The sequence below is a fragment of the Bacillus sp. AFS077874 genome (genome assembly GCF_002566505.1).
GTDB lineage: Bacteria > Bacillota > Bacilli > Bacillales > Bacillaceae_G > Gottfriedia.
Window position 1 is genome coordinate 61,566 of the sequence record NZ_NUYF01000048.1, and the last position, 20,611, is coordinate 82,176.

Annotated in this window: 18 protein-coding genes and 2 tRNA genes; 17 read left to right on the forward strand and 3 right to left on the reverse strand. The window is 32.8% G+C overall.

The window, feature by feature from the left end; translation table 11 throughout:
- Positions 1-624: 624 nt before the first annotated feature.
- Positions 625-849, reverse strand: coding sequence for a helix-turn-helix domain-containing protein (locus COJ46_RS20530; RefSeq protein ID WP_056472461.1), 225 nt, complete (start codon positions 847-849; stop codon positions 625-627).
- Positions 850-1,049: 200 nt separating this feature from the next.
- Here COJ46_RS20530 and COJ46_RS20535 point away from each other — a divergent pair, with 200 nt between their 5' ends.
- The 13 genes from COJ46_RS20535 to yihA all read left to right on the forward strand — a co-directional run bounded on the left by COJ46_RS20535 (position 1,050) and on the right by yihA (position 14,835).
- Complete coding sequence (locus tag COJ46_RS20535; protein WP_097978401.1) at positions 1,050-2,093, forward strand: GerMN domain-containing protein; 1,044 nt, start codon at positions 1,050-1,052, stop codon at positions 2,091-2,093.
- A 188-nt stretch (positions 2,094-2,281) separates the two neighbouring features.
- Entirely contained in the window at positions 2,282-3,022 is a 741-nt protein-coding gene (gene rph / locus COJ46_RS20540) for a ribonuclease PH (protein ID WP_098231844.1), read from the forward strand.
- A gap of 24 nt (positions 3,023-3,046) precedes the next feature.
- Positions 3,047-3,667, forward strand: a complete 621-nt coding sequence (locus tag COJ46_RS20545) for an XTP/dITP diphosphatase (protein WP_097978403.1) — start codon at positions 3,047-3,049, stop codon at positions 3,665-3,667.
- A complete protein-coding gene (locus tag COJ46_RS20550; protein ID WP_097978404.1) occupies positions 3,667-4,170 on the forward strand; it encodes a YfcE family phosphodiesterase in 504 nt (167 codons plus the stop codon). The genes COJ46_RS20545 and COJ46_RS20550 overlap by 1 nt, the downstream gene beginning before the upstream one ends.
- A 237-nt stretch (positions 4,171-4,407) precedes the next feature.
- Positions 4,408-4,481 (forward strand) — tRNA-Gly (locus tag COJ46_RS20555).
- 3 nt (positions 4,482-4,484) lie between these two features.
- Positions 4,485-4,558: transfer RNA gene (locus tag COJ46_RS20560), tRNA-Arg, on the forward strand.
- Positions 4,559-4,769: 211 nt separating this feature from the next.
- Positions 4,770-5,327, forward strand: a complete 558-nt coding sequence (locus tag COJ46_RS20565; RefSeq protein ID WP_097978405.1) for a DUF4240 domain-containing protein — start codon at positions 4,770-4,772, stop codon at positions 5,325-5,327.
- A gap of 116 nt (positions 5,328-5,443) precedes the next feature.
- Positions 5,444-6,427 (forward strand): hypothetical protein, encoded by a 984-nt coding sequence (locus COJ46_RS20570; RefSeq protein WP_098566248.1) that lies wholly within the window; start codon positions 5,444-5,446, stop codon positions 6,425-6,427.
- Between the two features lie 412 nt (positions 6,428-6,839).
- Complete coding sequence (gene tig, locus COJ46_RS20575; protein ID WP_097978407.1) at positions 6,840-8,120, forward strand: trigger factor; 1,281 nt, start codon at positions 6,840-6,842, stop codon at positions 8,118-8,120.
- A gap of 354 nt (positions 8,121-8,474) precedes the next feature.
- The gene (gene clpX, locus COJ46_RS20580; RefSeq protein WP_097978408.1) at positions 8,475-9,746 is read left to right on the forward strand and encodes an ATP-dependent protease ATP-binding subunit ClpX; all 1,272 of its coding nucleotides are present in this window, start codon (positions 8,475-8,477) and stop codon (positions 9,744-9,746) included.
- Positions 9,747-9,934: 188 nt separating this feature from the next.
- Positions 9,935-11,632: an ATP-dependent protease LonB gene (lonB, locus tag COJ46_RS20585; RefSeq protein ID WP_097978409.1), complete on the forward strand. Its 1,698-nt coding sequence runs from the start codon at positions 9,935-9,937 to the stop codon at positions 11,630-11,632.
- 297 nt (positions 11,633-11,929) lie between these two features.
- Entirely contained in the window at positions 11,930-14,254 is a 2,325-nt protein-coding gene (gene lon, locus COJ46_RS20590) for an endopeptidase La (RefSeq protein ID WP_097978410.1), read from the forward strand.
- Complete coding sequence (gene yihA, locus COJ46_RS20595; protein WP_069035199.1) at positions 14,251-14,835, forward strand: ribosome biogenesis GTP-binding protein YihA/YsxC; 585 nt, start codon at positions 14,251-14,253, stop codon at positions 14,833-14,835. Before lon ends, yihA begins: the two co-directional genes overlap by 4 nt.
- Before the next feature lie 81 nt (positions 14,836-14,916).
- Here yihA and COJ46_RS20600 read toward each other — a convergent pair whose 3' ends face one another.
- Together COJ46_RS20600 and COJ46_RS20605 are read right to left on the reverse strand one after the other, a co-directional pair.
- Positions 14,917-15,939 (reverse strand): ion channel, encoded by a 1,023-nt coding sequence (locus tag COJ46_RS20600; protein ID WP_098566249.1) that lies wholly within the window; start codon positions 15,937-15,939, stop codon positions 14,917-14,919.
- A 60-nt stretch (positions 15,940-15,999) separates the two neighbouring features.
- A complete protein-coding gene (locus tag COJ46_RS20605) occupies positions 16,000-16,482 on the reverse strand; it encodes a hypothetical protein (RefSeq protein ID WP_097978412.1) in 483 nt (160 codons plus the stop codon).
- Between the two features lie 218 nt (positions 16,483-16,700).
- Here COJ46_RS20605 and hemA point away from each other — a divergent pair, with 218 nt between their 5' ends.
- The 4 genes from hemA to COJ46_RS20625 are packed head-to-tail and all read left to right on the forward strand — an operon-like array spanning position 16,701 to position 20,599.
- Positions 16,701-18,053 carry a glutamyl-tRNA reductase gene (gene hemA, locus COJ46_RS20610; protein ID WP_097978413.1) on the forward strand — a complete coding sequence of 451 codons (1,353 nt, stop codon included), beginning with the start codon at positions 16,701-16,703 and terminating at the stop codon, positions 18,051-18,053.
- 10 nt (positions 18,054-18,063) lie between these two features.
- Complete coding sequence (gene ccsA, locus COJ46_RS20615; RefSeq protein WP_097978414.1) at positions 18,064-18,897, forward strand: cytochrome c biogenesis protein CcsA; 834 nt, start codon at positions 18,064-18,066, stop codon at positions 18,895-18,897.
- A gap of 12 nt (positions 18,898-18,909) precedes the next feature.
- The gene (gene hemC / locus COJ46_RS20620; RefSeq protein ID WP_097978415.1) at positions 18,910-19,842 is read left to right on the forward strand and encodes a hydroxymethylbilane synthase; all 933 of its coding nucleotides are present in this window, start codon (positions 18,910-18,912) and stop codon (positions 19,840-19,842) included.
- The gene (locus tag COJ46_RS20625) at positions 19,835-20,599 is read left to right on the forward strand and encodes a uroporphyrinogen-III synthase (protein WP_097978416.1); all 765 of its coding nucleotides are present in this window, start codon (positions 19,835-19,837) and stop codon (positions 20,597-20,599) included. The genes hemC and COJ46_RS20625 overlap by 8 nt, the downstream gene beginning before the upstream one ends.
- Positions 20,600-20,611: the final 12 nt, after the last annotated feature.

Sequence of the window (20,611 nt, forward strand, 5' to 3'; positions counted from 1 at the left end):
TTATTCATCAAAAAAAGTCTGCAAAAAATACTAGTCAAATAGTCTTTACTTAGAGTAACCTAACTATTTATATTAATCGGCTTGTAGGTCAATAAATATCGAATATTAATTAAACTAATCAATTGAATATGTTTTTCTAAAGATTAACTCATAATATTTTTAACTTCTAATAAAAATCAAAAAATCATTATTAGTGTTATTGGAATCATGAAATTGCTCAAACATATTAAGATTTAAAACCGTTAATAGCATCCAAAAAATGATAATTTCATTATTAATAATGGTTCATTTAATATACGTTTTCCCTATTGACCATTTTATATTTCAACACTCTGAAGAAAATCGTTTTCCAACAGGAAACGATTTTTTTATTTTAATTTTAGATAGGTAAAAAGAGCTAAAATAAAATCCCCCTATAGCAGAGCATCTATCCTAATTTACAGATAGGCCTTTTATCTACTATAAGTAGGATATAAAGTATAACTTTCAATTTAGATAATCAGATTCTTTACAAGCAAGAAAATAGAGAAATGAAAAACTTAAGCTTCAATGTAAATACCAAAACCGGCATGTCATTAGAATGCCGGCAGTATGTTGGTTTGTAGAATTGTTTCTACAAAATAACTACAGTTCAAGCTCTCCCATACGAAGAAGCTCAATAACTGCTTGTGATCGCCCCTTAACCCCAAGCTTCTGCATTGCATTTGAAATATGATTTCTCACAGTTTTTTCACTTATAAAAAGTTCTTCAGCAATTTCTCTTGTAGTCTTATCTTGAACAAGAAGCTCGAATACTTCTTTTTCACGCTTTGTGAGTGTGTGCTTTGTTTGATAGTCTCTATCCTTCAACTGTGCTAACCCTCCTTGCTTGACCGAGCTGTTCTTCGGATGGGTATTCATTTAGTCTTTTTATCATATGAACGATAGGTCTTTTAGGTGAATATTTCCAGTAAATTTAGAGCTAGATTTAAATTATTTATTTTTTTCTATTTAGCTTGTTCTAAAAAATGTACAGGCTCGTATAAATAGTAAAAAAGCGTGGGGGGAGTATGGTGATGAAAAAAAGATTGTTAGTAACAGCGGCAGCGGTATGTGGAATTGCAACAATGAGTGGATGTAGTTTACTTCCAACGAAATCTTCAACTGACATTGATCCACCTAAAACGGTAGTTTATAAAAGTGATCAACCTTCAAAAGAAGTAGCAAAGAAAGAGGAAACGGTAAAAAGGGAATTATATTTAATTGACCGTAACGGGTATGTTGTACCACAAACATTCCAATTACCTAAGTCTACTAGCTTGGCTAAACAAGCGTTAGAGTACTTAGTAAAAGATGGTCCTGTTACAGATGAATTACCGAATGGTTTCCAAGCAGTTTTACCTCCGAATACTGAAGTTTTAGGTGTTCAAACTCAAAAGGATGGTACGATTATTGCTGATTTTTCACCAGAATTTAAGCAATACCGTGCTGAAGATGAATTAAAAGTGTTTCAAGCTATTACTTGGACGTTAACTCAATTTGATAATGTGACAAAGGTAAAAATTCGAGTAAACGGAAAAGAGCTTGCATCGATGCCAGTAAATAAAGCTCAAATTGGTGATGGGTTAACAAGAGATGATGGAATTAACTTTGATAAAGGTGACATTGTAGATATTATGAACTCCAGACCTGTTACGCTATATTATGTTTCTCAAGGAGAAATGGGAGACACTTATTATGTACCTGTAACGACTAGGATTTCAAATGCAGAGAAAGATTCATATTCAGCAATCGTAAATGAACTTGTAAAAGGTCCATCTGAATATTCAAATTTAGTATCTGATTTTGGAACTGATACGAAACTAGTTAGTCAACCTGTTTTCAAAGGTGGTAAGCTAGTACTTAATTTTAACGATGGTATCTATGGAAATATTGCAAAAAACATGATCAATAATGATGTACTACAACCACTTGTACTTTCATTAACTGAGCAAAAAGGTGTTAAGTCCATTGAAATTCAAATCAATGGGAAATTAACTGCGCTAGACCAACAAGGCAAGCCTTTAAGTCAACCTGTTTCAAGACCTAAGGATGTAAATACGAAAAAATTGTAAACCTGTGGTTATGAAAAGTTAATAATTTGCCTTTTAATAAAATGGTTTTAATATTAACCTTGTACAAAAATTGTGATGATTTTTGTACAAGGTTTTTAATTTTATCTTTAAATTAAACTTAATAAGTAGAAATGAAATCACATTTTTGTCTATACTAGTATTTGGAAGATTTTGTAGGAGGAACAATCATGACAAGAACAGATGGAAGATTAAATAATGAACTTAGACCAATCGAGATTATTACTCACTATACAAAGCATGCAGAAGGTTCAGTGCTGATCAGTATTGGTGATACGAAGGTAATTTGTAATGCAACAGTTGAAGACCGTGTACCACCATTTTTGAGAAACAGTGGAAAAGGTTGGATTTCAGCTGAATATTCAATGTTACCTAGAGCTACTCAAGAGCGCACAATACGTGAATCATCTAAAGGTAAAGTTACTGGTCGAACAATGGAAATTCAACGATTAATAGGAAGAGCGTTAAGAGCAGTAGTTGATTTAGAGGCACTTGGTGAAAAGACAATTTGGATCGATTGTGATGTAATTCAAGCAGATGGAGGAACACGAACTACTTCAATTACTGGTGCATTTGTTGCAATGATGCTTGCTTTTGATAAGTTAATTAAAATGGATAAATTGAAATCGTATCCTGTAAAAGATTATTTAGCAGCAACTTCAGTTGGTATTTTAGATGACCTTGGACCAGTACTAGATTTATATTATGTAGAAGATTCAGCTGCAAGTGTTGATATGAATATTATTATGACTGGAAAAGGACAGTTTGTTGAACTTCAAGGAACTGGTGAAGAAGCAACATTTTCAAGAGAAGAATTAAATGAGTTACTATCTTTGGGTGAATTAGGCATTAAATCTCTAATTGAAAAACAAAAAGAAGTGTTATTACAAGAAGGTATTAAATTTCAATAATCATTTCGAGGAGAGGCTTTAGGGATGGAAACAATCATTATTGCGACAAATAATAAAGGCAAAGTGAAGGATTTTGAAGCACTTTTTAACCCGATGGGATTTCAAGTTAAGTCTTTAAAAGACTTTCCTGAAATTCAAGAAATTGAAGAAACAGGAACTACCTTTGAAGAAAATGCGGTTTTAAAAGCTGAGTATTTAGCGAGTGAGTTAAATACGCCAGTCATTGCAGATGACTCGGGTTTAATAGTGGATGCACTTGAAGGTAGACCAGGCGTTTATTCTGCTCGATATGCTGGATTACATAAAAGTGACGAAGATAATTTACAAAAAGTATTAAGTGAACTAGAAGGTGTTTTTCCTGGAAAAAGAACTGCGCGATTTTATTGTGCTTTAGCTTTAGCGGTTCCAGGTAAAGAAACAATCACTGTTTATGGTACAGTTGAAGGATATATTGCCAATGAAAAAAGAGGAACAAATGGTTTTGGCTACGATCCAATATTCTTTTTGCCAGAATTAGATAAAACGATGGCTGAATTAACAACAGATGAAAAGGGTGGCTTAAGTCATCGCGCAAATGCAATTAAATCATTAATGAATGTTATAAATAAAGAAGATAAAGATTTTTTATTTAGAGGATCAAATTAATGAAAGTACTAATTGTAAGTGATAGCCATGGATTGACAAAACCATTGCAAGAAATTGCCGAACGATATCGTGACAATGTAGATTTAATGATACACTGTGGAGATTCGGAATTAGAAGTAAATGCTAAGGAACTAAAGGATTATAATGTTGTAAGAGGGAATTGTGATTTCAGAGGAGAATTCCCTGAAGAATTTATTCACCGTGGGAATGAATATACAATCTATGCAACACATGGTCATTTACATGGAATAAAACAGTCATTACAAAAGCTGTATTATCGTTGTAAAGAAGTTGGAGCAACAATTGCTTGCTTCGGTCACTCACATGTATTAGGAGCCGAAGTAATTGATGGTGTGCTTTTTATTAACCCTGGCAGCATTTTATTACCGAGAATGCGAAAAGAAAAGACATATGCTATTCTTGAAACAGTTGATAAGAAAGCTAATGTTACTTTTTATAATACAGATGGAACAGTGCTTACTACTACTTCATTTAAATTATAATGAATTAATGGGGGTTAGTAGCTCATACGCTACTAACCTTATCTAAAACAAAAAAATTCGGAGTACTAAAAGCCGGAAAACCTTAATAAACTAAGGTAATTATACAACTTTAAAATTTCTTCCTTTATTTTGGAAAAAAAGTTTTAAAAAAGTGTTGACTTTAATTTTCATAACGACTATACTAAATTATGTCGACAGGGTGATGTCACAAAGAAACGAAAAAGAAATAACAAATATGCGGGTGTAGTTTAATGGTAAAATAGAAGCCTTCCAAGCTTCGGTCGTGGGTTCGATTCCCATCACCCGCTCCATATGTCCTGGTAGCTCAGCAGGATAGAGCAACGGCCTTCTAAGCCGTCGGTCGGGGGTTCGAATCCCTCTCAGGACGTCCAAAAGACACTTGTTTTACGAAATGTAAAATAAGTGTCTTTTTTTGTATTTTAATTACTTTTAATTAAGGACCTTAGAAATAATATGATGATTTACGCTTACTATATAAATTAGGATGGATTCTTATTAATTAATAGAAGTCTTAGGTCATCATTAAATTTATACTAGTTATGTTATTCTAGTATAAATAAAAGAGTGGAGTGATATAAATGAATGAAAATGAATTTTGGAGCTTAATATCCAAAATGCATATTGTTGAAGAACCGTATGAATGGGTAATAAATCATTTAGCTAAACAATCAGAGGAAGAGATAGCTAGTTTTGAAATTCATTTTGAAACTTATTTTTCCAAAGCGTATACTACAAATCTTTTAGGAGCTGCATGGATCATCATGGATGGCTGTTCTGAGGATTCATTTGCACATTTTAGAGCTTGGTTAATTGGACAAGGAGAACAAGTTTACAAGAAAACGTTAAATGACCCAGATTATTTAGCTGAATACATCTTTCCAATTTATGAAGAAGAAGGACTTACGCCAGAATTGGAAGATATGTTAGATCTAGCTTTACAAGCGTATACAATCAAGCGTAAAGGCGATGATGATTGGGATGATCAATTGTGGAATGAGTTCAATTCCATAATTGAGAGTAAAGGCTATGATTATCCTGAACAACAATTAACGATCGATTGGAAATCAAAAGACGAACTAAAAGCTAAGTTTCCAAAGCTATGGAAAAGATTTGGCAATAAACCGTTAGGGTACTAAAGCTAAAACAGATTCATTCATACACGTATCTTTAATATTTTAAATAATTTTAATTCATGATACACTTTTTCATAACTAGTTTGTGCAGGAAATAACAAATGTTAGGGGAGAGTAACATGGAAGACAATATTGTCTTTTTTCCTAAACTGAAGGATCGGATAATAAATTTAGGCAAAAAAGCATTAGAAGAAAAAAATTTCAGTAAAGCTTTAATGTTATGTAATCAATTAAAAGAAATGAATGAGCATAATTCACAAACAGAGCTTGCTGCAGTCGCGTGTCTTTTAGAAGGAAATCAGGCTAAAGAAGCTAAGGAAAGATGTGAGGATTTAGTTTTCGGGCCTTTTGAGAGTGATGAAGCAATTGAAGTGTACATAAGCATTTTGTTTCAATTAAAAGAATATGAAGAATTACAAAAAAATATAAAAAAATTACTCACTCAAAAACGGATTGATGAAAATCAGATGGATAAGTTTCAAGCGATGCTCTCATTATCAAAGAAAGTAATTTCAGATCGTGAAGGCATTAAGGGTGAAGTTCTTAATTTACATAAAATCGTTGAAAATTCTGAGCCGATTGATAAGCAACTTGAATTAATTAATGAATTAAGAAGTTTAGATTGTAATCTTGTTATCGATCAAATTAGCGAAATATTAAAAAGCACCAAAGCAAATCCATTAATTCAAAGTTTTATTTTGTTTATTTTACAAGAACAATCAATAGATAAAGATTTTGAACTAAACAAAGTAAACCAAAGGATGATTTGGAATACATCGGTTTCAGTCGATGAACATAAAATCTTTGTAGATGCTATATTAAAAAAATTAAGTGACGTATTAGAAAGTGAAGACCCTTCTGCTTTCGAAATCGCAAAAACACACTTCCAACACTTTATAACAATTTACTTTCCGTTTATCCCAATGCCAGCGGATATAAATACATGGGCAGCTTGTTTTTATTGCATCGTCCAACAATTTTTTGATCGTAGTGTAGATCAAGAGGAACTAAAAGACTTATTTAATGTAGAATATTTTCCTGTAATAAGTGCAATTGCTTTAGTAAAACGGTTTGAAGATGAAGGATACTTTAATTTAAAATGAAATAGTTGGAAAAAACATAGATGTTCCATTTGGGCTTCTATGTTTTTTATGTAAAAAAAGGTATTTTAAAGTGATGGAAGCGGAGATAAAACCGATTTTTATTTTTGATCGAATTCGAAGAGGGACTTAGGTCACGCCTTACGGAAAGCGAGCAATAAGGAATGGAAGTCATCGTTTTATTTTTTAAAGGAACTAAACTGATTTAAAATTCAAAATTAAAAAAACCTAATATTTTCTCCTTATAAAAATAGGAAATATTGAAACAAAAAAGGAATGTGTTATAATAGAATGGTTGTAACGACTATTTACTTAATTATACATGCATTTTCTTTATTAAAAATGGACAGGCATGTATAGTACGAAAATACGTAAACACATATATTTTTTTAGATAATTTTGGAGGGAACTAACAATGACTGCTAAATGGGAAAAATTAGAAGCTAACGTTGGTCTATTAACTGTAGAAGTTGAAGCTTCTGAAGTAGATAAAGGTTTAGATGCAGCTTTCAAAAAAGTTGTTAAAACTATCAATGTACCGGGATTCCGTAAAGGTAAATTACCTCGCCCAATTTTCGAACAAAAATTTGGTATTGAAGCACTTTACAATGATGCTTTAGATGTAATTTTACCAGAAGCTTACAGCAAAGCTGTTGTAGAGGTTGGTATTGAGCCAGTTGATCGTCCAGAAGTTGACGTTGAGCAAATGGAAAAAGGTAAAACTTTAATCTTCAAAGCAAAAGTTACTGTAAAACCTGAAGTAAAATTAGGCGAATACAAAGGCTTAGAAGTTGAAGAAATGGATGCTACTGTAACTGACGAAGACGTACAAGCTGAATTAACTACATTACAAGAGCGTCAAGCTGAGTTAGTAGTTAAAGAAGATGGTACTGTTGAAAACGGTAATACAGCTGTAATTGATTTTGAAGGTTTCGTTGATGGCGTAGCTTTCGAAGGTGGAAAAGGTGAAAACTATCCACTAGAAATCGGTTCAGGTTCTTTCATTCCTGGATTTGAAGAAGCGTTAATTGGCGCTAAATCTGGTGTGGAAACTGATGTTAATGTAACATTCCCAGAAGAATACCACAGTGCTGAATTAGCAGGAAAATCTGCTACTTTCAAAGTAACTGTTCATGAAATCAAAGCGAAAGAACTTCCTGAGTTAAACGACGAGTTTGCTAAAGACGTAAATGACGAAGTAGAAACTTTAGAAGATCTTAAAGCTAAAATTAAAAATGACTTAGTTGAATCTAAAAAATCTCAAGCTGAAGGTAGCTTACGTGATGCTTTAGTTCAAAAAGCAGCTGAAAATGCTGAAATCGAAATCCCAGACGTAATGTTCGAAAGCCAAGTTGACCGTATGGTTAAAGACTTTGAACAACGTATTGCACAACAAGGATTAAACTTAGAGCTTTACTACCAATTCACTGGTACTAAAGAAGAAGATCTTCGTGCTCAAATGCGTCAAGATGCTGAAGCTCGTGTAAGAATCGACTTAACAATCGATGCGATCATCGAAGCTGAAAAAATCGATGCAACTGAAGAAGAAATGAACGAAGAATTAGCTCGTTTATCTGAAATGTACAATGTTCCTTCTGAGCAATTAGTAACTATGCTAGGTGGAACTGACGCTGTACGTGATGATATTCAAATCCGTAAAGCTGTTGAATTATTAGTAGATAGCAGAAAAAAATAAGCGTTAAATAAACATATATTGACTTAAACAAGGCGCGAGATTTTTCGTGCCTTGTTTTTAAATAAAGAAATATTTGGTAAAGTGAACTGTTTCCTTTAAAATATACATATACATATGTTAGAATCTGTTATACAGATTTTAAAAAATAATTGTGGCTATACTAAAAATAATTCTTCAAAAGAAGGATTATTAGCTTTAGATTAGAATATATATATTCTAAAAATTTAAACAATTTTAGAGTAGTAATTAATTGCTTTGTTTATTTTGTATGCTATTATATAGCTACAAGATACATATTTTTTTCGATTACATACATATTGAGTGTTTTTAGAAATTTTTAGAGGGAGTGAACATATGTTCAAATTTAACGAAGAAAAAGGACAGCTAAAATGTTCGTTCTGTGGGAAGTCACAGTCTCAGGTTAGAAAATTAGTTGCAGGACCTGGTGTATATATTTGTGACGAGTGTATTGAGCTTTGTACTGAAATTGTTCAAGAAGAGCTAGCAAAAGAAGAGGAAGTAGAGTTTAAAGACGTTCCGAAACCGAAAGAAATTTGCGAAATTCTTGATGAATACGTTATTGGACAGGACAATGCGAAAAAAGCGTTATCTGTTGCTGTATATAATCACTACAAACGTATTAATTCAAATAGCAAAATTGATGAGGTTGAGTTATCAAAAAGTAATATTGCAATGATTGGGCCAACTGGTAGTGGTAAAACATTATTAGCTCAAACTTTAGCACGAATTTTAAATGTACCATTTGCGATTGCAGATGCAACTTCATTAACTGAAGCTGGATATGTTGGGGAAGATGTTGAAAACATTCTTTTAAAATTAATCCAAGCAGCTGATTATGATGTAGAACGCGCTGAAAAAGGTATTATTTATATCGATGAAATTGATAAAGTTGCTCGTAAGTCTGAAAACCCTTCAATTACACGTGATGTGTCAGGTGAAGGTGTTCAGCAAGCACTTTTAAAAATTCTTGAAGGAACAGTTGCAAGCGTACCTCCTCAAGGTGGTCGTAAGCATCCACATCAAGAATTCATTCAAATTGATACGACAAATATTTTATTTATTTGTGGTGGAGCATTTGATGGCATCGAACAAATTATCAAACGCCGTTTAGGTAAAAAGGTAATTGGTTTCAGTGGTGATTCTGAAAAGAGTGATTTAAGCTCAAAAGAAATCTTAAACCACGTATTACCAGAAGACTTATTACGCTTTGGTTTAATTCCGGAGTTCATCGGCCGTTTACCAGTTTTAGCTAATTTAGAGCAACTTGATGAAGCATCATTAGTTGAAATTTTAACTAAACCAAAAAATGCTTTAATTAAGCAATATCAAAAATTACTAGAGCTTGACCAAGTTGAACTTGAGTTTGAGGATAACGCATTAACTGAAATTGCTAAAAAAGCAATTGAGCGTAAAACTGGAGCTCGTGGACTACGTTCGATCATTGAAGGGATTATGTTAGATATTATGTTTGAATTACCTTCACGCGAGGATATTCAAAAATGTATTATCTCAGCAGAAACTGTTAAAACTGGTGCAGCTCCTAAGCTTGTACTAGAAGATGGAACAGAATTAGAGTTAAAGAAAAAAGTAAATAAATTAGCTTAAGTAAAGAACCAAATGCATTTGCATTTGGTTTTTTTTTTTGTCTTTTTTAAGTGATTTTTTTTAAATCTTTCTTAAATGCATAGGAACTTTACTCGGTAAACCTTTTCTTTAATTTTTAAAATTTGGTTTATCCTTCCATTTAGAGGGCGATACTAAAATTAATTTCTACTTCAGTGGAGGGGTAAAGAATGAGTTTAACAACTATTATCTTATTAGCTCAATTAGCATTAGGTACAATCGTTGCATTGTATTTTATTCATTTATTAAAAGGTCAACGAACAACTAAAGTTTCGATTGACAGGGAATCTAAAAAAGAAATGGAGCAGTTACGTAAATTAAAGTCAATCTCATTAACTGTTCCGTTAGCAGAGAGAGTTAGACCAACAACTTTTGATGATATAGTTGGCCAAGAGGATGGAATAAAAGCGTTAAAAGCTTCACTGTGCAGTGCTAATCCTCAGCATGTAATCATTTATGGACCGCCTGGTGTCGGAAAAACGGCAGCGGCTAGACTGGTATTAGAAGAAGCGAAAAAGAGCCCCAATACACCTTTTAAACAAGATGCAGTATTTATAGAATTAGACGCTACAACTGCTCGATTTGATGAAAGAGGAATTGCGGATCCTTTAATTGGTTCAGTTCACGATCCAATCTATCAAGGTGCAGGTGCGATGGGGCAAGCAGGTGTTCCTCAACCTAAAAAGGGAGCAGTAACCGATGCGCATGGAGGGATTTTATTTATTGATGAAATTGGCGAGCTTCATCCAATTCAAATGAATAAAATGCTAAAGGTACTTGAAGACCGTAAAGTAAAATTTGAGAGTGCTTATTACCAAGAAGAAAATCCTTCTATACCAGCACATATTCATGAAATTTTTAAACACGGTTTACCAGCAGATTTCAGATTAGTTGGTGCAACAACAAGATCACCAGAAGATATACCACCGGCAATTCGTTCACGTTGTTTAGAAATATTTTTCAGAGAATTAGAACAGGATGAAATTCAAGCAGTAGCTAAACGATCTGCTGAAAAAATTGAATTGAGCCTATCAGAAAAAGCCTTAGAATTAGTAGGTACATATGCAAAAAATGGTCGTGAAGCGATTAACTTAATTCAGTTAGCTGGCGGAATGGTTTTAACTTCTGGACGAAAAGAATTAGTAGAAGATGATATTGGATGGGTTGTTTCTGTAAGTCGATTATCACCAAGACTTGTTAACAAAATTCCTGAAGCTCCAACAGTAGGATTGGTGAACGGTTTAGCTGTTTATGGAGCAAATATTGGTGCGTTACTACCGATTGAAGTAATTGCAATGAAAGCAAAAGAAATCGGTAAAGGTTCAATTACAATTACTGGAATTGTTGAAGAAGAAAGCTTAGGTAATCAAGCTAAATCCATTCGTAGAAAAAGTATGGCAAAAGGCTCTTTAGAAAATGTTACGACAATCTTACGAAAAATTGGTGTACCAATCGATGACTTTACGATTCACATTAATTTTCCAAGTGGCGCATTAATTGACGGACCATCTGCAGGGATTGCAATGGTAGTTGGTATTTTTTCAGCGGTTAATAATGTTCCAGTATTAAATACAATCGCATTGACTGGTGAAATGAGCATTCAAGGTGAGGTAAAACCAGTTGGCGGTGTTCCAGAAAAAGTAAAGGCAGCTGTTAAAGCAGGAGCAACTAAAATTATTGTTCCAAAAGAGAACGATCAAGCTACATTACATCAATATAAAGATGTAGAAATATTAGCAGTAGATCGCATAGAAAAAGTTCTCCATGAAGTCTTTAAAGATAATTGGAAATTTGAACTACCAGCTGAAACAAAAACTGATTTCCAGCAATTAACATTATTTGAAGAGAATCAATCGCAATCTATGTAGATAAAAATAAGTGTTCGAATCATTTCATTTTGAATAAATAAAGAATACAAACTATTTTTGCATTCTATTTTTCAATGAAGTGATCGAACACTTTTTATTTTGTAGAAATCCATTCTTTATGATTTAATCTTATTACGAGCTTTACTTCGTATCTTTAGTCAAAAATAAGATAATCGGTAAACAGTTGTTGATTGATTATGTCGCTTCTTTATTTTCTTTTAATGCATATCATTGTAAATGATATATATGTTAAGGTAAAATAACTAAATAGAATGAAAAACATGGAGGTGTAACGTAATGAATGTTACAAAAGAAAAAGTTGTACCCCTCCTACCTTTAAGAGGAATTAGTGTATTTCCTGCCACTATTGCACATCTAGATGTAGGAAGAACGAAATCGATAAAAGCTATACAAGAAGCTGATGAGTTAGATCATTTAATTTTTGTTGTTACTCAAATAGATGCAGATACTGAAAATCCAAAGATAGACGAACTGTACCAATTTGGAACTTTAGCTAAATTAACACAAAAAATTACACTTCCAAACGGCACTGTTCGTATTACTGTTGAAGGATTACACAGAGGAAAAATCAAATCAATTATTGATCAAAATGATTTCTTAACTGCAAAGGTAGAAGAATATCCAGATGTAGAAGATGAATCTAAAGAGCTTCGTGCTTTAATGAGAACTTTATTGCAGCATTTTAAACAATACAGTAAATTATCAAAGCGAATTTTGCCAGAGACAATTGCTTCAATTGTTAAGCAAGACCGCCCAGGTAAACTTGCAGATGCAATGATTGATTCAATTCCATTAAGGGAAGAAGAAAAACAAAAAATATTAGCTACAATTGATGTTACTGAACGAATACATATTATCTTAAATTTCCTTCAAGATGAAAAAGAATTACTTAAGCTTGAGGAAAAGATTGGCCTACAAGTTAAGAAAAATATTGATAAAACTCAAAAAGAATATTTCTTAAGAGAGCAATTAAAGGTTATTCAACGCGAACTAGGTGATCGTGAAGGTAAAACTGAAGAAGTTGATAAGTTTTTAACAAAAATCGAAGAGGCAAATATGCCTGAAGAAACAAAGGAAGTAGTACTAAAAGAGTTAGCAAGATATGAGAAACTACCTCCTAATGCCGCAGAAGCAGGTGTAGTTCGTACATATTTAGATTGGATGGTAGCTCTACCATGGTCTAAGCAAACAGAAGACACATTGGATATACATCGTTCCGAAAAGATACTGAATAATGAACATGAAGGTCTTGAAAAAGTAAAAGAGAGAATATTAGAATATCTAGCTGTTCAACAACTTACGAATTCTTTACGTGGTCCAATTTTATGTTTAGCGGGTCCTCCTGGAGTTGGTAAAACATCTTTAGCGAAATCAATCGCAAACGCTTTGTCTAGAAACTTTGTACGTGTTTCTCTAGGTGGCGTAAGAGATGAATCAGAAATAAGAGGACATAGAAGAACATACATCGGTGCAATGCCAGGTCGAATAGTCCAAGGTATGAAGAAAGCAGGAACAAATAACCCTGTATTCTTACTGGATGAAATTGATAAAATGTCGAGCGATTTTAGAGGGGATCCAGCATCAGCAATGTTAGAAGTTTTGGACCCAGAACAAAATCATACATTTAGTGATCATTACATCGAAGAGCCATTTGATTTATCTCAAGTTTTATTTGTCGCAACTGCAAATGATTTATCAACTATTCCAGGTCCATTACGTGATCGAATGGAGATTATTACTTTATCTGGATATACTGAACTTGAAAAAGTTAATATAGCAAAAAAACATTTATTCCCTAAAAAATTAGCGGAGCATGGCTTAAATAAATCTACTGTACAAATTCGCGAAAGTGCATTGAGTGCAATTATTCGTCATTATACACGAGAAGCTGGAGTAAGATCATTAGAGCGAGTTCTAGCGACACTATGTAGAAAAGCTGCTAAGTTGATTGTTTCAAACGAAAGACAAAAAATAATATTTACCGATAAAAATATTGAAGAATTTTTAGGTAAGAAACCATTCTCTTATGGTCAAATGGAAAGTGAAGACCAAATTGGTGTAGCTACTGGTTTAGCGTATACTGCATTTGGTGGAGACACACTTTCTATTGAAGTATCACTATATCCTGGAAAGGGTAAGCTAACTTTAACTGGTAAGCTAGGGGATGTAATGAAGGAGTCAGCACAGGCTGCGTTTAGCTATATTCGCTCAAAAGCAGAGGAGCTAAATATTGACCAAAATTTCCACGAGAAATATGATATTCATATTCATGTTCCAGAAGGTGCGGTTCCAAAAGATGGCCCTTCAGCAGGTATAACGATGGCAACAGCATTGATTTCGGCATTAACAAATAAACCAATCCGTAAAGAGGTTGGAATGACTGGTGAAATCACTTTACGTGGTCGCGTATTACCAATTGGAGGATTAAAAGAAAAAATGCTTAGTGCGCATCGTGCAGGTTTAACGACTGTTATCATACCTAAAGAAAACGAAAAAGATTTAGAAGATGTACCACCAATGGTGAAAGAAGGTTTAACTGTTATACCTGTTTCCCATTTAGATGAAGTGCTTGCGCATGCAATAGTAGGAGTGAAAAAATGAAAGTAACAACAGCGGATATTGTCATTAGTGCAGTCCGACCAAATCAATATCCAGACACACAATTTCCTGAAATCGCTTTGGCAGGTCGTTCAAATGTTGGGAAATCTTCATTTATAAATAAAATGTTAAATCGTAAAGCATTAGCCCGAACATCATCAAAACCTGGAAAAACGCAAACATTAAATTTCTTTCTAATTAATGAACAGCTTTTCTATGTTGACGTGCCAGGTTATGGTTATGCTAAAGTTTCCAAAAAGGAACGAGAAGCATGGGGTAAAATGATCGAAACATATATTACAACTCGTGAGCAATTAAGAGCTGTTATTTTATTAGTTGATCTACGTCATTCACCTACAGAAGATGATGTAATGATGTATGATTTCTTAAAGCATTACCAAATCCCAGTCATTATAGTAGCAACAAAAGCAGATAAAATCCCTAAAGGAAAATGGGATAAACATGCAAAAGTAGTTCGTGAAAAGTTACAGATTGAAGAAGGGGATGAATTAATTTTATTCTCATCTGAAACTGGAATGGGTAAAGAAAAAGCATGGTCAGTAATTGATCGTATGTGTAAATAAAAAACGCTGGTGGCTAAAAGCCACCAGCATTTTTTTGTTCAGGTCTCGTCAACGAAAAGCGAGCACCCTGTTTTATTTTATTTATAACGCTTTTTTAGTTATTTTTTTTAATAAACTTTCTTCGCAATAAATATACAAACAATCAGTAGAATTCAATTTGCATTCTCTTAGTTTTGGAACATTTAACTGCTCATTGATTGCTAACAAAGTTGCTCCTTTTTCAAATAATTGTAGAAAGGCATCTTCATAAGTTTTCCATTCTTTATTAGGCCCTATTACATGTATATTGCTTCCATCAAACTTTGTATTTAAAAAGTGTCTAAATATCGTTGAAGTTCCAGGATGTAAAGTTGTCTTAGCGATTAGACGCGAAACAGATTCATATGATAATACAAAATCATCGACATTTACATGCTTAAAATTAACGATATGGCTTTCTTTCGATATTTCGACAATTGTATGGATAGGCATTTTTTTCATAGTTGATAGTGATTCGACTGCAGAAGCGATTAATAGCGTTTTTCCATCTTTTAAAACACTATCTTCTATTGTAGAATCTGCAAATATACATACCCGTTTTGCCCCAAATATATTTGCATTTAATAAGGTGTTTTCGATTGAAGGGTCTCCTTGAATAAAATGAACTTGTGGATGCTCGTAAGGTGATGTTTCTAGATTTTCTATTAATACAATCTTTGCATTCGGTGAAGAATCGAATAGTTCCTCAATAGCATCTCTTGTTTTTTTAGACCAACCAATATAAATAAAGTGATCATGATCCTTATACACAATTCTTCCCTCCAGCTTTAAACGATGATATTTAGAAAAGGAATCAACAGTTTTAGATACTAGTAAGCCTATAATACCGACCCCAAAAATAAATAAAAACATGCCTAAACATTTTCCTGCAACAGTTTTTGGAAAGAAATCTCCGTAGCCTACTGTCGTCAGAGTAGTCATTGTCCACCACAAACCATCAAATAAAGTTGGAAAGGTTTGTGGCTCTAAAATATGTATAGTTATTGAACCAAAAGAAACAATTAGAATAGATAGAATTAATATTGATACATAATTAAATGATACAAAATTTTTTCCATAGCGCAAGGAAGTATAACAAAGATGTTCCTCCTTTTAAAACTGCTAGTTATGTATAAAAAAGTATGTTTATTTTTTAGAAAATAGAAGATATAAACCGATAACAGCAATCAATATTGGCCAATAGTTCTGGAAATAAGAGACCTGTGATTGGAGCGAACTAAGCATTGTTGCAAGCTTTTCATTAAAAAGGAAAAATAAAGACATAATAAATAATAGCAATCCGGGTAATAACTCACCTTTTCCATTTCGAGATTGTAGTAACATTCCGATTGAAATGATGAGTGTAAGAACGGACCAATGGTTTGGCCAATTTTGAAAATGTTCGATGGCATAAAAATGAATTCCAAATCCAAGAACGACAATACCCGGGAATACATAATGGATTTCTCTACCTTTAAAGGCTTGAACGAGAAGTGCAATACCAGTTATCCAGATCGGAGTCGTCCAATATGTAAAAATCTGTAAAGCTGGGACTTGCCATTTTGAAATAAGATAATAAATGCCAAAGCCAATTAATAAGATTCCAATAAATAATCGATTTTTTTTCATAGCAACTCCTGTTTAACATTATTTGTAATCACTTTTATTTTAAAATTATTGTATAATAAAATTTGTGTACATTTAATAGTATAAATCGGATTAAAAATTCTACAAAATATTACATTTATGATAGCATATTGATGTAGAACATGGATATGATATTTTGCTAAGCAAAGATAGATATAAAACACAAGTTTGTACAAAGTTTTTTAGGGGGGCTTTAGGGCATGCACATTATTACAATAGGGATTAATTATAAAACTGCCCCAGTTGAAGTGCGAGAAAGGGTAGCGTTTGCTCCAAATGAACTACAGGACGCAATGAACTCATTAAAAAAAGAAAAAAGCATTTTAGAAAACATTATTGTTTCTACTTGTAATCGTACGGAGATTTATGCAGTTGTCGATCAAGTTCATACTGGTCAATATTATATGAAACGCTTTTTATTACAACGTTTTGACTTAAAAGACGAGGAATTATCACCATATCTAATCATTAAAACTGGAAATGATGCAATCAACCATTTATTCACTGTAGCAAGTGGTTTAGATTCAATGGTAATTGGTGAGACTCAGATTCTTGGACAAGTAAAAGATAGTTATTTACTTGCTCAAGAGAATCATGTAATTGGTACGATTTTTAATCAATTATTTAAGCAAGCAATTACATTTGCAAAAAAAGTTCACTCAGAAACTGGAATCGGTGAAAATGCTGTATCTGTAAGTTATGCTGCTGTAGAGCTATCAAAAAAGATTTTTAGCAATTTAAAAGGCTGCAATGTACTGATTGTTGGAGCAGGGAAAATGAGTAACTTAGCTTTACAAAACTTGTATTCTCAAGGTGTAGGTAAGGTTACTGTTATTAACAGAACTGTTGAAAATGCTGTTAGACTTGCAGACCAATTCAATGGAATCGGAAAAGGATTAGAATCACTTGAAAATGCTTTAAAAGAAGCAGATATCGTTATCAGTTCAACTGGATCAAAAGAATACGTGATTACGGAAAAAATGATTCGTCGAATTGAAAAATCAAGAAAAGGTAACCCACTATTCTTAGTTGATATCGCTGTTCCAAGAGATATTGAACCATCAATTCATCATATTGATAGTGCATTCTTGTATGATATTGATGATCTTCAAGGGATTGTTGCTGAGAATTTAGCAGAACGTGAACGTGAGGCAGTAAAAATTAAGAAGGCAATCACTGAAGAAATTGATATTTTTCAATCTTGGTTATCAATGCTAGGTGTGGTTCCAGTAATCTCTGCATTACGTGAAAAAGCGTTAGATATTCAAGCAGATACAATGAGTAGTCTAGAAAGAAAACTTCCACATTTATCTGAAAGAGATTTAAAAATTATCCAAAAGCACACAAAAAGTATCGTAAATCAAATTTTAAGAGATCCAATTATGAAAGCAAAAGAAATGGGTACATCTAAACACTCAGAAGCACAAATTGCCCTTTTTAAAGAAATATTTAGTCTAGATGAAATTTTACAAGAATCTAAAGATGAAAAACACATGCAAACTAATCAAGAAAAAGAGACTATTTCTTTAAAACAAAACTTAGGTTTTTTATGAGGTTTAATTAGTGGCGATTTTGGAAAGTAGTTTTATCTATCACTTATTAATCTTATTGTTTGCATGGAGTATCGTTTTTTCTTTTATAGATTTTATAGATACAAATAGGATGGCAAGTCGGGTAGCATTTTATTTGCTAGCAATTGTTTGGGTGTTTTCTTCTGTTTTAATGATTTACACCATTAGCCAATACAGTTTATATTCCTTTTTTACTTCCAGAGAAGGGCTATATATTTATGTATGGATTATCATATCACTATCATTGTTTATTAATTGGGTAGTGAAACTAGAGTATTTAGTTTTCTTTACAAATGTTGTTTCATTTTTAGTATTTTCATTATCAATTTTAATTCCGAAGGCGGGTAAAACAGCTACATTAGTTGATCAGTTGAAATCGGAGTTATTATATATCCATATTGGACTTGCTTTCTTAGCATACGGTGCATTTACCCTGTCCTTTATTTTTTCGGTTATGTACATTTTTCAATATGTTTTATTAAAAAAGAAGAAATGGTCTACTCATTTAAAGAAATTGGGGAGTTTAGGTAAGTTGGAAAAAATGTTTATCACATTTAACTTATTTGGAGTTCCATTAATGCTAACTTCCCTTATTTTAGGTGTTATCTGGGCAAGTATTCGATTACACACATTTGTTTGGTATGATATGAAAGTAATCGGCTCATTTTTCGTTTTAATCATGTATAGTACATTTATGTATTTAAAGGTAAGCAACCGTTTCTATGGCAAATCTCTTTGCATATTTAATATCTGTTGCTTCTTAGTTTTGTTCGGAAATTATGTTGTTTCAAATCTATATTCAAAGTTTCATTTATGGAGTACGTAAGGAGATGTAACAATGCGTAAAATTATTGTTGGTACAAGAAGAAGTAAACTAGCATTAACACAAACTAAATGGTTTGTAGAGAAACTAAAAGAAGTAGCACCCGATTATGAATTTGAGTTAAAGGAAATCGTTACAAAAGGTGATGTAATACTTGATGTAACCCTTTCAAAGGTTGGAGGAAAAGGTTTATTCGTTAAAGAAATTGAACATGCAATGCTAACGAGTGAAATTGATTTAGCTGTACATAGTATGAAGGACATGCCAGCTATTTTACCTGAAGGTTTAATGATTGGATGTACTCCAAAACGCGTTGATCCTAGAGATGCCCTGCTATCAAATAGTGGAAAAGGATTAATGGAACTTGAAGAAGGCTCAATTGTCGGTACTAGTAGTTTAAGAAGAAGTGCTCAAATTAAAGCAGTTCGTCCAGATCTACAAATCAAATGGATTCGTGGAAATATCGATACACGTATTCAAAAGCTAAAGGATAATGAATATGATGCGATTATTCTTGCAGCAGCTGGTTTAACAAGAATGGGTTGGGCTGAAGAAAGTATAACTGAATACATTGACGAAACAATCTGTGTACCAGCAGTAGGTCAAGGTTCACTTGCTATCGAATGTCGTGAAAATGATACAGAAATCCGTGAATTACTAAATAGACTGAATGATGAATTAACATATACAACAGTAGAAGCTGAACGTGTATTTCTTCATAAAATGGAAGGTGGTTGCCAAGTTCCTATTGCTGGATTTGCAACGATCGATGACAAAGATGAAATCTCGTTAACTGCATTAGTAGCTAAACCAGATGGAACAATCATCTTAAAAGAAACTGTTAAAGGTACTGATCCAACTGAAATTGGAGAAAAAGCTGCAAATCTATTAATTGAACGTGGAGCAAAGGATATTATTGATTCTGTCAAAGAGGCAGCGGATGAATAATTCCTTAAATGGAATGAAAATATTAGTGACAAGGGCAGAGCAACAAGCTGATGAATTCAATCAATTAATTCATCAGTTTGGTGGATGTCCTATTAATCTTCCACTTCAAAAAATAGTTAAAAGTGATATTTCAATTAATGATTTGGAAAAATTAGTTCTTGATACAAAATGGATTTTATTCACAAGTGTTAATTCAGTAAATTACTTTGTGCAAAATATTACAAAGGATCTAAAACAAAAAATTCTTCAAAAAAAAATTGGTGCTGTCGGAGAAAAAACAAAGAACCGATTAGTTGATGAAGGGTTTGAAGTAGCTTTCCTTCCAAGTCAATTTACTGGTAAAACATTTGCTTCTGAGTTAAGTTACATAGTAGAAAAAGGAACAAAATTTTTATTTTTACGTGGCTCTTTAGCGAGTGATAACGTACCAAAAATACTAGGAGAAAATGGTCATATAGTTAACTCATTAACTGTTTATGAGACCATAGCAAATCTAGGTGTTAAAAATGAACTGTTAAATCTATTACTAAATAAAAAACTAGATGTGATTACATTTTTGAATCCATTTAGTGTAGAACAGTTTTGTTTTTTGATTGGAAATGCAATTAGTATGGAAGATTTAAAAAACATTCAAATTGCTTGTATTGGTGAAGTAACCGCACAAAAAGCTAGAGAAAAAGGTTTGAATAATATTATTGTTCCTAGTAAATTTACAACAGAGGCCTTAATTAAAAAAATAGTAGATGATCTTGATTAATCAGATCGTCTT